The sequence below is a fragment of the Streptomyces colwelliae genome (assembly GCF_048158785.1).
Taxonomy (GTDB): domain Bacteria; phylum Actinomycetota; class Actinomycetes; order Streptomycetales; family Streptomycetaceae; genus Streptomyces.
In genome coordinates, this window is record NZ_JBLTJC010000293.1 from 1 (window position 1) to 13153 (window position 13153).

Here is a 13153-nt window from a genome sequence, read left to right on the forward strand (position 1 = left end):
CGTCTCAGGGGACGGTCCGGGAGGCGTCTCAGGAGGCGTCTCAGAAGGCGGTTCGGGAGACGCGGAGGCGGGTTCTGGGGACGGCGGCGACGGGGGGCCGTGAGGCGCGGGCGCCCCATACGGCACCCCCGGGCGCGCGGCTCGTTCGGGCGTTCGCTACTTTGGCAGTGTGGACAAGAAGAACGCCCTGCGCGCCGGTGCCCTGGCTGCCGGTACGACGCTGATGATGCTGCTCATGACGTCCCCCGCGCTCGCGCTCACCCGCGACGACGGTGACGACCCGGGCCACGGCCTGAGCGTCGTCGAGACGCTGGGGCTCTACGTCCTGTGCCCGCTCGCCCTGTTCGCGGTCATCGCGGGCCTCGTCATGGCGCTGGACAAGTCCAAGGACCGTGCGCCGAAGGCCAAGTCCGGCAAGACCGGCACCGCCGTCGACGCCAAGGTCTGACCTCACCTTTTCCGGAAGGCGCCCACATCACCCACAGCGGTGAGGCGGGCGCCTTCGGCATGTCCTACGGCAGGTTCCCCGGCGGGTCCGCTCACGGGCTCGGTGCCGTGAGATAACGCTGCACCGTGGGCCCGAGCCAGGCCACGACCTCCTCGCGGGCCAGTGCCACGGTTGGCGGGAAGCGCAGTACGTAGCGGGTGAGCGCGAGCCCCAGGAGCTGGGAGGCGACCAGCCCGGCACGCGCCGCGGCCTGCTCCGGGTCGGGGCACGCCTGCCGCACGACCGGCATCACTTGGTCCCGGAAGGTGGCCTGCATCCGCTCGGCCCCACGCTTGTTCGTGGCGCCGACCCGGAGCATCGCCGTCAGCTCCTCGTTCTCCTCCCACATGGCGAGGAAGTGCGCCACCAGGGCGTGCCCCACCTCGTCCCGCGCGGTCGCGGCGAGGTCCGGCAGCCGCAGATCGTAGGAGACGGCCGCCGCGAACAGGCCCTCCTTGTTGCCGTAGTAGCGCATCACCATCGACGGGTCGATGTGTGCGTCCTTGGCGATGGCGCGGATGGTGGCGCGCTCGTAGCCGTCGGTGGCGAAGCGCTCGCGGGCGGCTTCGAGGATGGCGGTGCGGGTGGCGTCGGAGCGGCGGGTGCCGGTGCCTGTGCTGGCGCCGGTGCCGGTGTCTGTGCCGACGCCTGTGCCGGTTTCGGAATCCGGGCCGCTGCTGGTGCTGGTGCTGTCGTTCATGCCAACGAGCGTAGGCCAACAGTTGTTGACAGTCCAGGGAGCGAGTCTTATGTTGGCCAACGAGCGTTGGCAAGCAAGCGTAGGCAAACAAGTGTTGGCAAACAGGTGTTGACCCCGGGAGGTCACCATGAACCGCACTGTCATCGTCGTCGGCTCCGGCCCCACCGGCCTGCTCCTGGCCGGTGACCTCGCCACCGCCGGCGTCCCGGTCACCGTGCTGGAGAAGCGCCCGCGGAAGATCAGCAACCTGTCCCGCGCCTTCGTCCTGCACGCCCGCGCCCTGGAGCAGCTCGACGCCCGAGCCCTCGCCGACGAGCTCGAAGCCGTGGGTCAACCCCTCGACAGGCTCCGCCTGTTCGGCCGCCTCACCGTCGACCTGACCACACTCCCCTCCCGCTTCAACCACCTCCTCGTCCTCCCGCAGTACGAGGTGGAGAAGGCGCTGCTGCGGCGCGCGGTCGAGGCGGGGGCGGACTTCCGGTACGAGACCGAGATGACCGGGCTGGCGCAGGACGCGGACGGCGTGACCGTCGAGGTGCGCGGGCCCGGTGGGGTGACCGAGTCGCTGGGCGCGGCGTACGTCGTCGGGGCGGACGGGATGCGCAGCGCGGTGCGGGACGCGATCGGGCTGCCCTTCCCCGGGCGCTCGGTCATCCGTTCCGTGGTCCTCGCGGACGTGCGGCTCGACGAGAAGCCCGAGACCCTGCTCACCGTGGCCACTGTCGGCGACGCCTTCGCCTTCATCGCGCCCTTCGGCGACGGCTACTACCGCGTCATCGGCTGGAACCGCGCGCATGACGTTCCGGACGGCGAGCCCCTCGACCTCGACGAGGTCAGGGAGATCGCGCGGCTCGCCCTCGGCCGTGACTTCGGGATGCGCGACGCCCGCTGGATGTCCCGCTTCCACAGTGACGAACGCCAGGCGCCCGCCTACCGGGTGGGCCGCGTGTTCCTCGCGGGCGACGCCGCGCACGTCCACACCCCGGCCGGCGGCCAGGGCATGAACACCGGCCTCCAGGACGCGGCCAACCTCGGCTGGAAGCTGGCCGCGGTGATCGACGGCCACGCGCCCGTGACCCTCCTCGACACCTACCAGTCCGAGCGCCACCCCGTCGGCAGGGCGGTCCTCCGCAGCAGCGGCGGCATCGTCCGCCTCGCCATGGCCAAGCGCCCCTGGACCCTCGCCCTGCGCGCGGCCCTCACCACGGTCCTCGACCACGCGGCCCCGGCCCGCCGCAAGGCCCTCGGTCAACTCACCGGCATCGGCTACACCTACCCGGCACCCCGAGGCTCCCACCGCCTTGTCGGCACCCGGGCCCCGGACGTGACCCTCGCCGGCGGCACCCGCCTCTACGAGGCGCTGCGCGGCGGCCGCTTCGTACTGATCACCCCGGAGCCGTACGAGAACCGGGCCACCCGCAAGAACCGGCTGACCGTGGAGCACTGGGCGAGCGACCGTCGTACGGCACTGCTGGTCCGGCCCGACGGGTACGTGGCCTGGGCGGCCGACACCGCCGACCCGTCCGCGGTCGGGGCGGCGGTCGCCGAGCACGTCGAGTGTGGACACAACTGATCGCCATCCCAGTCGAGTTGGGATGGGGCCGAGGTTCTGGTCAGGTGAGGTGTGAGTGTGAGTGAGGGGGTGTCACCGGACGGGAGCGCAGGTGTGGTGGGGGCAGGTGCAGCGGGGCACGAGCAGGATCCCGCGACCATGAGGCCCCGGGCGACCCCAAGGCGAGCCTCGGCCCAGATGACCCGTCAACCGACATCGCGCCGAGTACAGTTGACCCTGGAGACCAACCCATCCGCGCTCCCTGGGACCCGACGTTTCCCGGGCAGGGTCAACGGGCCAGCTCAAGCCCTGGAGACCACGCGTGCGATGAATCCCGCGTGGCGCTAAAGGGAGGATCGCCAAGCGCAGCCCTGGCAAGGCACCGAGAGCCAAGACACGTCGGCACGGCCTCAGCAGGACCACACGTATGTGGTGGTCGGGCTGAGTGCTGCACGCCGCAGAGCCCCCGACCGCCACCCGAAATGGGAAAGGTCGGAAGTGAAGCTCAATCTCGGTGTCAAGGTGCTGATCGTCATCATCTGCGCCCTGGTCTCCATCATTGTCGGCATTGTGGCTGGACTCATCAGCCACAAGACCAACACCCCCATGGGACCCGCGTTCCTCTTCGGCGGGGGTGCGTTCGCGGGTTCGCTGACCCTGTGCCTGCTCGTGATGAGTTCGCTCGGGGTGCTGTGACCCAGCGCGCCCACAACGTCATCAACTCGGGTTCAGCGCGCGCTTGGCGGCGTTGATGACGTTGTGGGCGTCAGCTCCGTAGACGGCCGACTCGCTGAGGGTCTGCCAGACGCGCAGGTAGGTGGCGACGCTGGCCGAGTCGTCGAGCCACAGTTCCGCGTGCCAGTCCTCAACGATCACGAGGCGTTCGTCGTAGACCCAGAAGCTGTTGCCCGGCCAGATCTTCAGCGAGGCGCTGAACGGGATGATGCCGAGTTCGACGGTGTCCAGGCCGATGACGCCAGCGAGGTGATGGAGCTGCGTAGCGAGGACAGAGGGCGGGCAGACCAGGGAGCGCAAAGAGCCTTCCCACATCATGATCCGGTACTTGCGGCCTCGCTGGTACAGCATCTCCTGCCGCTGGATTCGGGCACGTACGGCGTCCTCCGTGTCCCGTGGCGACCGCATGAGTTCGGCGTGCCGGACGAAGACATGCCGGGCGTAGTCCGGGATTTGCAACATGCCGGGGATCAGGCAGTTTTCCCACATGGTGAGGACCTGCGTTCGCTCATGTTCCGCTGCGGCGGCATCCTGGACGGACTTGTGCCCTGAGGTCAGTTGGCGACGCCATGAGCGGATGTGCGACTCGAACCCCGCCAGCCTGGCCCGCAGTTCGTCATACGCGGCAGGCTGGCCGCATGCCTCGGCCCACTGCTGAAGGTCCTCGGGGGTGGCCGTCTGCTTGCCCAACTCCAGCTTCGAGACCTTCGAGTTGGGCCAGCCGAGTTTCCGGGCGAGCGCGGTACCGGTGAGCCGACCGTCAGAGGCCGTGAGCCGAAGTTCTCTCAGGCGCACGCCGAGCCCTTCGCGGGCCTGCTGATAGTCCGTGCTCACCGGCACCCACCTGCTTAGTCTCCCTTCGCAGCCACGTGTGCCGCGAAGTCCTTGTACGGAACGGCGTAGTGCCGCGCGATGTCGTGCAGCCGGTTGTACTGGTTGACGCGCGCCGGCTCCGAGATCAGCTCGGCACCCGTGAGGTTGTCATCATCGTCGAAGATGCACAGGGCGACGATGTGTGAGTCGAAGATCCAGAAGTCTTCGTCAGGGAGGTTGACGCGCTTGGCGTCCTCGCGCCACATGTTGCGGACCTCTTCGCCCAACGCATCGTTGTACTCGGCGTGCGCGAGCAGGTATCGCTGTCCCTCAGTCGGCGGGTCGTCGACGATCCGGACGCGTCCGACGTCCGCGCCGTCCTGCGTCTTGGGGTGGATGGTGCGGGCCCACGGTCCTTCCATGTCTCACGTCGGCGTCTCACCACGGGCGAACTGCGCGTAGGTGTCGGTCTGTTCGTCGACCGTGTAGCGGCGGCGCATCTCCAGGTGCCACGCGCTGTGCTGGAAGTTCTCGAACAGCCGGGCGAAGGTCGCCGGGTCGAGGATGCGCGGTTCGGTCTCGCGGTCCTTCGGCCCGAAGTCGATCAGCGCGTTGCGGGGCATGACGATCGGGATCTCGTCCTTGTCGATGTGCTGAAGCTGGGCGAGTGCCTCGGGGTCGGTGAGGCACGGCCCGTGCACGATGACCTCGCCCGTGTCGAGATCCTCGTGAATCGCGGGGCAGGAACCGCCACCGCTGCCCGTTCCGTTGAAGCGCAGTCGTCGAGCCATGATCAGAGTCCCTTCGCCGGAGGCTGATCACCCCAGCATCACCAGGCTGCACGCCCTGGGCCATGGGTTCCCACCACCTTCGTGAGAAAAACTGAGCCAAGCAAGAGAGGGTGCGAGAAAAATCGAGAAAACAGCCTGTCGCGCCCCAATCCCTCGTCCCTAGCGTCCCGTTCATGGCAACGAAGAAACCGGCGGACGTCGACCCTCATGCGGCGGTTGAGTCCCTGCGAGCAGCACTGACCGAGTACGGAATCGTCTTCCCCTCCCTGAGAGTCGAACCCGCGTCCCCTGACCTGAAGCTCGTTGAGCTGGGGCGTGTGCGTGCCGACGTGGCCGATCGCCTGGCCCGAGCGCTTCAGCGAGGGGGCCATGAGTGACGACACACGAGAAGCCGCCGACGATGCTCGCGCACGGCGAGCTGCCCTACCCGGCGGGAACGCTCGTCGAGGACACCGCGCACCAGCGGACCGGCGAACTGGTCGGCGTGATTGAGGAGCGCCTCAAGGGGTCGGGCAAGGTGATCAGCCGACAGGCGTTCCTACGGCCCAAGGGTGGCGGCGTGGAATGGGACGTGCCGCTCACCCGAATCAAGGTCGCTCGGGGTGACGAGTGACCACCCCAACCAGGGTGGCTGCCCTCGTGGGGCCTGGTGACCACATTGGCTACGAGGGGCAGTGGCGCACGGTGAAGACCGCGAAGACCGACATTGGCGCGATGGGCGGCCTGTTCGTGGTCGTCGCCTGGGAGGAGGGCGGCACCGACCGATTCCACGCGGGTGACGAGCTGGTGGTGGGCACCCCGGAGCGGCCCCCGGCCACGGCGTAGGACCGTCGTGGGGTCTCCATCGCTCTTCCTGGACATAGAGACGCCCCACCGGTACTCGCGCCCGGCGGGGCGTCTGTGTGCGCTCCCGTGGCCGTCCGTGGGCTCAGGCGGCGATGGCCACCCGGAACCGGATCGGAGCCGGAGCGACACCCCCGGAAAGAGGTGTGGGAAGACCCTCAGTGAGTCCGCCGTCTACGGCTCAGACGCCCACAATGTCATCAACGCCGCTCGGTCGAGGTGAGCAACTTCCTGAGCAGGTCGGCCAGTTGGGTCGCCTGTTCGGGGGTGAGGCCGGAGAGGGCTGCCGTCTGGGTGGCGAGGCCGGAGCCGACCGCCTCGTCGATCAGTGTCAACCCCTTCTCTGTCAGGGTGACTTGGAGGCCGCGGCGGTCGTGCGGGTCGGGGGAGCGGCGGAGGAGGCCGGCCCGTTCCAGTTTGTCGAGGCGGCCGGTCATGCCGCCCGTGGTGAGCATCAGGGTCGCGGAGAGCTCGCGCGGCGAGAGCGTGTACGGCTCGTCGGCCCGGCGCAGGGTCGCGAGGACGTCGAACTCGCCGCGTGAGATGCCGTACGGCAGGTACGCCTTCTCCATGCGGTCGCCCATGGCCCGGGAGAGCCGGAAGATCCGCCCGAAGACCTCCATCGCGGCGGTGTCGAGGTCGGGCCGCACCGCCGCCCACTGCTCGACGATCGCGTCGACGGGGTCCTTGTCGCTCATGGGGTGAGTATCCGCCGGTCAGCGGGTCGGTCGCAAGAAAGTGGATCACGGGTTAGTGGCTTGATGCTAAGTTGCTTAGCTGTAAGCTAATTACCGCCGACCTACTTCGATCTGCTTCGGCCTCTGCCGGCCCCTGCTGAAAGGCGCGTCCACCATGGCCAGCCGCCCGGTCCTGACGGCCGCTCTCACCGCCCTCGCCCCCGTCTCCTGGGGCACCACCTACGCCGTCACCACCCAGTTCCTCCCGCCCGACCGCCCCCTCTTCACCGGCCTGATGCGCGCCCTCCCCGCCGGTCTGGTGCTCCTCGCGCTCGCCCGCGTGCTGCCGCGCGGTGCCTGGTGGTGGAAGGCGACGGTGCTCGGCGCGCTGAACATCGGCGCCTTCTTCCCGCTGCTGTTCCTGTCCGCGTACCGGCTCCCCGGCGGCATGGCCGCGGTCGTCGGCTCGATCGGGCCGCTGCTCGTCGTGGGCCTCTCGGCGGGCCTGCTGGGACAGCGGCCGACGGCCCGGAGCGTGCTCACCGGCGCGATCGCGGCCTTCGGCGTCAGTCTCGTCGTACTGAAGGCGGCCGGAGCGCTCGACCCGGTCGGCGTGCTCGCGGCCCTCGCGTCCACCGCCTCGATGTCCACCGGCACCGTCCTGACCAAGCGCTGGGGCCGCCCCGAGGGTGTCGGCCCGCTGGCCCTCACCGGGTGGCAGCTCACCGCGGGCGGGCTGCTGATCGCGCCGGTCGCCTTCCTGGTCGAGGGGGCGCCACCCGCGCTCGACGGCCGGGCAATCGGCGGCTACCTGTACCTCGCGCTGGCGAACACGGCGATCGCGTACTGGCTCTGGTTCCGGGGTATCGGCCGGCTCTCCGCGACCCAGGTCACCTTCCTCGGTCCGCTCTCCCCGCTGACCGCGGCGGTCGTCGGCTGGGCGGCGCTCGGGCAGGCGCTCGCGCCGGTGCAGGTGGTCGGGATGGCGGTGGCGTTCGGGGCGACGGTGTTCGGGCAGATCGGTACGCGTACCCCTCGCGTTCTCGTTCGGGGGGTAGCGTCACGCGGGAACACCGTGACGCAACGCCGGAGGCGCTCGTGGCCGAAGAGTCCTGCCCCAGTTGTGGCAAGCCGCTCACCGCACGGGCGGGCCGTACCGGCCGGCGTTCCGTGTACTGTTCCGCCGCCTGCCGGCAGAAGGCCTACCGGGAGCGGCAGGGCGGTGGTGGCGGGGTCGGAGTCGACGGGCTGATCAAGGAGATCGGGCGCCAGGTCGAGGAGTTGGTGCCGCAGCCGCCTTCCGTCTTCTACTCCGGCGTGACGGAACTGTCGTCGTCCGTCGCACGGCTCCGGCGGGTGGCGCGGACGGCGCGGGACACCGCTCAGGAATCCGTCACGCCCATGCCCGTTACGGAAGTCGCGGGGCTCGCGGAAGTCCCCGTGGACGAAGGCGAGTTCGCCGCCCTCGTCGAGTCCCACCGCCGGGAGATCCAGGTCCACTGCTACCGCATGACCGGGTCGTACGACGACGCCGAGGACCTGGTCCAGGAGACGTTCCTGCGGGCCTGGCGGGCCCGGGACACCTTCGAGGGGCGGGCCGGTGCCCGCACCTGGCTGTACCGCATCGCCACCAACGCCTGCCTGGACTTCCAGCGCCGTACGGCCCGCCGCCCGAAGCGCTACGAACCGCTGCCCGGCATGAACCACGGCGGCGGGGAGCCACCCGCCCGCATCACGTGGCTACAGCCGTACCCCGACGACGAGTTGCCCTCCGCCGAGGAGCAGCCGGAAGCCGCCGCGGTCTCCCGCGAGACCCTCGAACTGGTCTTCCTGGCCGCCGTCCAGCACCTCCCGCCGCGCCAGCGCGCGGTGTTGGTGCTGCGGGACGCGCTCGGGCTGACCGCCGTGGAGACCGGCGAGGCCCTCGACATGACCGTGGCCTCGGTCAACAGCGCGCTGCAACGGGCCCGCCCCACCCTGCGCGACCGGCTGCCCGGCTGGCGTGCGGACTGGACGGCCGACGGGCCCACCGAGCACCAACGCACCCTGGTCAAGCGGTACATGGCCGCCGCCGAGCGCCTCGACCTGTCCGAGGTCGCCGCGCTGCTCAGCGAGGACGTCACGCTCACCATGCCGCCGAACCCGTTCTGGTTCACCGGCCGGGACGCGCTCGTGGAGTTCCTGAGCGTCAGCCTCGACGCCGACTCGCCCATGTTCCTGGGCCATTGGCGCCATCTCCCCGCCCGCGCCAACGGCCAGCTGGCGGCCGGGGGTTACGTCCGCAGGCCTGGTACGACCGTCTACCGCGCCCAAGTTCTCGACGTGCTCCGCTTCGACGCCGACGACCGGATCGTGGAGATCACCTCCTTCGAACCGCACCTGTTCCCGGCCTTCGGACTGCCGCTGCGGCTGTGAGCGATGCGGGGTGACCGATGAGCGGTGGGCTCCTTGTGCGTCTGTATGGCCGACACGAACGACACACGACTCGCCAGGAGTTCACCATGCTGCTCACCGACAAGACCGCGGTCGTCTACGGCGCCGGCGGCTCGATCGGCGGTGCGGTCGCCCGCGCCTTCGCCGCCGAGGGAGCCCGCGTCCACCTCGTGGGACGCACCCGGGAGACGCTGGAGGCCGTGGCCAGTGACATCAAGGACGCCGAGGTGGCCGTCGTCGACGCCCTCGACGAGACGGCGGTCACGGAACACCTCGCCCGCGTCGGGGACGTGGACGTGTCCTTCAACCTCGTCTCGCGCGGCGACGTGCAGGGCCTGCCGATCACCGACATGCCCGTCGACGACTTCCTGCGGCCGGTGATCAACGGCACCCGCGCCAACTTCATCACCGCCCGCGCCGCCGCCCGTCGCATGGCCGAACGCGGCAGCGGTGTCGTCCTCACCCTCAACAGCGGTTCCGCGCACGGCAGTCCGATGATGGGCGGCACCGGTCCCGCCGACGCGGCGACCGACAGCCTCGTGCGCAACCTGGCGATGGAACTGGGCCCGCGCGGGGTGCGCGCCGTAGGACTGTGGGCCGCCGGCATCCCCGAGACCCTCACGGTCGAGAAGCTCGCCAAGGTCAACTCCGACCTCGACGAGGCGGCGATCCAGGGCATCCTCGACCACCTGTCGAGCCTGCGCATGACCCGCCGCAACCCCACCCTCGCCGAGATCACCGCCACCGCCGTGTTCCTCGCCTCGGACCACGCGGCGGGCATCACCGGCACGTTCGTGAACGTCACCGGCGGGATGTTCCCGGGCTGACGGCATGTTCCCGGGGTGAGCGGACGACGAAGGGCGCCCGGCGGATCGCCGGGCGCCCTTCGTCGTCGTAGAACCGGTTACGAAGCGGCCGTGTCCGCGGCCTGGGCCTTCAGGGCGCGCTCGACGCCCGAGCGGGACTCCGAGACCAGGCGGCGCAGGGCCGCGTTGGGCTCGGCGGACGTCAGCCAGGTGTCCGTGCGGTCCAGGGTGTCCTGGGAGACCTGGATCGACGGGTAGAGGCCGATCGCGATCTGCTGGGCGATCTCGTGCGAACGGGTGTCCCAGGCCCCCTTGACCGCCTCGAAGTACTTCTCCGTGTACGGCGCCAGGAGTTCGCGCTGGTCGGTCTGGACGAAGCCCGAAATGACCGCTTCCTGAAGGGCGTTGGGAAGCTTGTCGGACTCGACGACCTGCGCCCAGGCCTCCGCCTTCGCCTCCTCGGTCGGGCGGGCGGCACGGGCGGTCGCCGCGTGACGCTCACCGGCGGCCGTCTTGTCCCGCTCGTACTCGCCGGTGATCTCCGCTTCGTCGAACCGGCCCACGGACGCGAGGCGTTCGACGAACGCCCAGCGCAGTTCGGTGTCGACGGCCAGGCCCTCGATCGTCTGGGTGCCCTCCAACAGGGCGTCCAGCAGGTCGAGTTGCTCCGGCGTACGGGCCGTGGACGCGAACGCGCGGGCCCACGCCAGCTGGTGGTCGCCGCCCGCCTCCGCGGAGCGCAGGTGCGCCAGCGCGGCGTCCGTCCAGCGGGTGAGCAGGGCGTCGCGGGCGGCCGGGTCGGCGTACAGCTCGATCGCGAGCTTCACCTGCCGCTGGAGCGACTGCACGACGCCGATGTCGGACTCCTTGCCGATGCCCGACAGGACGAGGGAGAGGTAGTCACGGGTGGCGAGTTCGGCGTCCCGGGTCATGTCCCAGGCCGAGGCCCAGCACAGGGCGCGGGGCAGCGAGGACTCGAAGTCGCCGAGGTGCTCGGTGACGAACGCGAGGGACTGCTCGTCGAGGCGGACCTTCGCGTACGACAGGTCGTCGTCGTTGAGCAGGACCACGTCCGGGCGACGCTTGCCCACCAGCTGCGGTACGGCGGTGAGTTCGCCGTCCACGTCCAGCTCGACGCGCTCGTCGCGGACCAGCTTGCCGGTCTCTTCGTCGAGTTCGTACAGGCCGACCGCGATGCGGTGCGGGCGGAGTGTGGGCTCGCCCTTCGCGCCCTCCGGGAGCGCCGGGGCCTGCTGCCGGATCGCGAAGGCGGTGATGACGCCGTCGGCGTCGGTCTCGATCTCCGGACGCAGGATGTTGATGCCGGCCGTCTCCAGCCACAGCTTCGACCAGGTCTTCAGATCACGCCCGGAGGTCTCCTCCAGCGCGCCGAGGAGGTCGGAGAGCCGGGTGTTGCCGAACGCGTGCCGCTTGAAGTACGCCTGCACGCCCGCGAAGAACTCGTCCATGCCGACGTACGCGACGAGCTGCTTCAGGACGCTCGCGCCCTTGGCGTACGTGATGCCGTCGAAGTTGACGAGCACGTCGTCGAGGTCGTTGATCTCGGCCATGATCGGGTGGGTGGACGGCAGTTGGTCCTGCCGGTAGGCCCACGTCTTCATGGAGTTGGCGAAGGTCGTCCAGGAGTGCGGCCAGCGCGACTGGGGGGCGTACGCCTGGCAGGCGGCCTCCGCGTAGGTGGCGAACGACTCGTTCAGCCACAGGTCGTTCCACCACTCCATGGTGACCAGGTCGCCGAACCACATGTGGGCCAGCTCGTGCAGGATCGTGGCGGCCCGCACCTCGTACGCGGCGTCGGTCACCTTGGACCGGAACACGTACTGGTCCCGGATGGTGACGGCACCGGCGTTCTCCATGGCGCCCGCGTTGAACTCCGGGACGAACAGTTGGTCGTACTTCTTGAAGGGGTACTGGTAGGCGAACTTCTCCTGGAACCAGTCGAATCCCTGCCGCGTGACCTCGAAGATCGCGTCCGAGTCGAGGTACTCGGCGAGCGAGGGCCGGCAGTAGATGCCCAGCGGCACGCTCTGCCCGTCCTTCTCGTACACGCTGTGCACGGAGTGGTACGGCCCGACGATCAGCGCGGTGATGTACGTCGAGATGCGCGGCGTCGGCTCGAACACCCAGGTGTCGTCCCGGGGTTCGGGCGTCGGGGAGTTGGAGACGACGGTCCAGCCGGAGGGCGCCTTCACGGTGAACTGGAAGGTGGCCTTGAGGTCCGGCTGCTCGAAGGACGCGAACACGCGGCGCGCGTCCGGCACCTCGAACTGGGTGTACAGATAGGCCTGTTGGTCGACGGGGTCGACGAACCGGTGAAGTCCCTCACCGGTGTTGGTGTAAGCGCAGTCCGCGACCACGCGCAGGACGTTGGGTCCCTCCAGCAGCCCGGCCAGGGCGATCCGCGAGTCCTTGAAGACCTCGTCGGGGTCGAGCGGGTCGCCGTTCAGCGTCACCTCGTGGACCGTCGGGGCCACCAGGTCGATGAAGGACGCGGCACCGCCTTCGGCACCGGCCGCCGTTACGTCGAAGCGCACCGTCGTCGCGGACCTGTAGGTCCCGCCCTCCTGCGCGCCGGAGAGGTCGAGATCGATCTCGTACGAGTCAACGGTGAGCAGCGTTGCCCGCTGCCGCGCCTCTTCGCGAGTCAGGTTTGTGCCAGGCACGCGGTCATCTCCTCGTTATGTGTGGGTTGCGCCATCCTTCCACGGGACCTGCGGAGAACGCGATGTCCGTATCCCGCCGGTGAGCGGGGCGAACGAGCGCGAGCCTGGTGTCATGACGACGTACACGCCACGGCCCATCGACCCCACGGTCCTGAAGGAGCTGCGCTCTGCTGACGATGCGGGGCGCCGAATGGTTCCCGTACTCGATGAGGAAGGAGGCGCTCCGCTCCGCTGCTGCCTGCGCCGCAGCGAGCCCGGGGAGCGGATCGCCCTCGTCTCGTACGCCCCGCTACGGCGCTGGGCCGCGGAAACGGGCGCGCGGCCGGGGGCGTACGACGAGCAGGGGCCGGTGTTTATCCACGCGGAGGAGTGCGCGGGGCCTGCGGCCGGCTCCGGGTATCCGTTCGCGAACGCCCACCGCGTGCTGCGTCGCTACTCGGCCGAGGGTCACATCCTGGGCGGCGAGCTGGTCGACGCCCTCGACGACGAGGTCTTCCGGAACGCGTTCGACGACCCGTCCGTGGCACTGGTCCACGTCCGGGCCGTCGAGTACGGCTGCTTCCTCTACGAGGTACAGCGGCCCACATTCAGCCCCTCCGGCGTTTGAGGAGCGGGGGTCCAGGGGGCAGAGC

General features: G+C 69.8%; 13 protein-coding genes and 1 pseudogene. 9 read left to right on the forward strand and 5 right to left on the reverse strand.

What is annotated here, in order from left to right; all coding sequences use genetic code 11:
* Positions 1-169: 169 nt before the first annotated feature.
* Positions 170-448: a hypothetical protein gene (locus ACNFOC_RS39800; RefSeq protein WP_416963879.1), complete on the forward strand. Its 279-nt coding sequence runs from the start codon at positions 170-172 to the stop codon at positions 446-448.
* Between the two features lie 91 nt (positions 449-539).
* On the opposite strand, the gene ACNFOC_RS39805 is transcribed toward ACNFOC_RS39800, so the two are convergent.
* On the reverse strand, positions 540-1187 hold the full coding sequence (locus ACNFOC_RS39805) for a TetR/AcrR family transcriptional regulator (RefSeq protein ID WP_416963880.1): 648 nt from the start codon (positions 1185-1187) through the stop codon (positions 540-542).
* 127 nt (positions 1188-1314) lie between these two features.
* On the opposite strand from ACNFOC_RS39805, the gene ACNFOC_RS39810 reads away from it, so the two are divergent.
* Both ACNFOC_RS39810 and ACNFOC_RS39815 read left to right on the forward strand, forming a co-directional pair.
* Positions 1315-2760, forward strand: a complete 1446-nt coding sequence (locus ACNFOC_RS39810) for an FAD-dependent monooxygenase (RefSeq protein WP_416963881.1) — start codon at positions 1315-1317, stop codon at positions 2758-2760.
* A 408-nt stretch (positions 2761-3168) separates the two neighbouring features.
* Positions 3169-3435: a hypothetical protein gene (locus ACNFOC_RS39815; RefSeq protein ID WP_416963882.1), complete on the forward strand. Its 267-nt coding sequence runs from the start codon at positions 3169-3171 to the stop codon at positions 3433-3435.
* Between the two features lie 21 nt (positions 3436-3456).
* On the opposite strand, the gene ACNFOC_RS39820 is transcribed toward ACNFOC_RS39815, so the two are convergent.
* Both ACNFOC_RS39820 and ACNFOC_RS39825 read right to left on the reverse strand, forming a co-directional pair.
* Positions 3457-4308, reverse strand: coding sequence for a helix-turn-helix domain-containing protein (locus ACNFOC_RS39820; RefSeq protein ID WP_416963883.1), 852 nt, complete (start codon positions 4306-4308; stop codon positions 3457-3459).
* Between the two features lie 14 nt (positions 4309-4322).
* A pseudogene (locus tag ACNFOC_RS39825) lies at positions 4323-5078 on the reverse strand (DUF6879 family protein).
* Between the two features lie 373 nt (positions 5079-5451).
* On the opposite strand from ACNFOC_RS39825, the gene ACNFOC_RS39830 reads away from it, so the two are divergent.
* Together ACNFOC_RS39830 and ACNFOC_RS39835 are read left to right on the forward strand one after the other, a co-directional pair.
* Positions 5452-5691, forward strand: a complete 240-nt coding sequence (locus tag ACNFOC_RS39830; protein ID WP_416963884.1) for a hypothetical protein — start codon at positions 5452-5454, stop codon at positions 5689-5691.
* A gap of 14 nt (positions 5692-5705) precedes the next feature.
* Positions 5706-5903, forward strand: coding sequence for a hypothetical protein (locus tag ACNFOC_RS39835; protein ID WP_416963885.1), 198 nt, complete (start codon positions 5706-5708; stop codon positions 5901-5903).
* Between the two features lie 218 nt (positions 5904-6121).
* Here ACNFOC_RS39835 and ACNFOC_RS39840 read toward each other — a convergent pair whose 3' ends face one another.
* Positions 6122-6619, reverse strand: coding sequence for a MarR family winged helix-turn-helix transcriptional regulator (locus ACNFOC_RS39840; RefSeq protein WP_416963886.1), 498 nt, complete (start codon positions 6617-6619; stop codon positions 6122-6124).
* 154 nt (positions 6620-6773) lie between these two features.
* Between ACNFOC_RS39840 and ACNFOC_RS39845 the strand changes: the two genes are divergently transcribed.
* From ACNFOC_RS39845 to ACNFOC_RS39855, 3 genes are all read left to right on the forward strand, one after another.
* Entirely contained in the window at positions 6774-7850 is a 1077-nt protein-coding gene (locus tag ACNFOC_RS39845) for an EamA family transporter (protein ID WP_416963887.1), read from the forward strand.
* Complete coding sequence (locus tag ACNFOC_RS39850; RefSeq protein WP_416963888.1) at positions 7769-9013, forward strand: sigma-70 family RNA polymerase sigma factor; 1245 nt, start codon at positions 7769-7771, stop codon at positions 9011-9013. The genes ACNFOC_RS39845 and ACNFOC_RS39850 overlap by 82 nt, the downstream gene beginning before the upstream one ends.
* An 86-nt stretch (positions 9014-9099) precedes the next feature.
* Positions 9100-9858 carry an SDR family NAD(P)-dependent oxidoreductase gene (locus tag ACNFOC_RS39855; protein ID WP_416963889.1) on the forward strand — a complete coding sequence of 253 codons (759 nt, stop codon included), beginning with the start codon at positions 9100-9102 and terminating at the stop codon, positions 9856-9858.
* A gap of 77 nt (positions 9859-9935) precedes the next feature.
* On the opposite strand, the gene pepN is transcribed toward ACNFOC_RS39855, so the two are convergent.
* Complete coding sequence (gene pepN, locus ACNFOC_RS39860; protein WP_416963890.1) at positions 9936-12521, reverse strand: aminopeptidase N; 2586 nt, start codon at positions 12519-12521, stop codon at positions 9936-9938.
* A 112-nt stretch (positions 12522-12633) separates the two neighbouring features.
* Between pepN and ACNFOC_RS39865 the strand changes: the two genes are divergently transcribed.
* Positions 12634-13128 carry a DUF1203 domain-containing protein gene (locus ACNFOC_RS39865; protein ID WP_416963891.1) on the forward strand — a complete coding sequence of 165 codons (495 nt, stop codon included), beginning with the start codon at positions 12634-12636 and terminating at the stop codon, positions 13126-13128.
* Positions 13129-13153 lie beyond the last annotated feature (25 nt).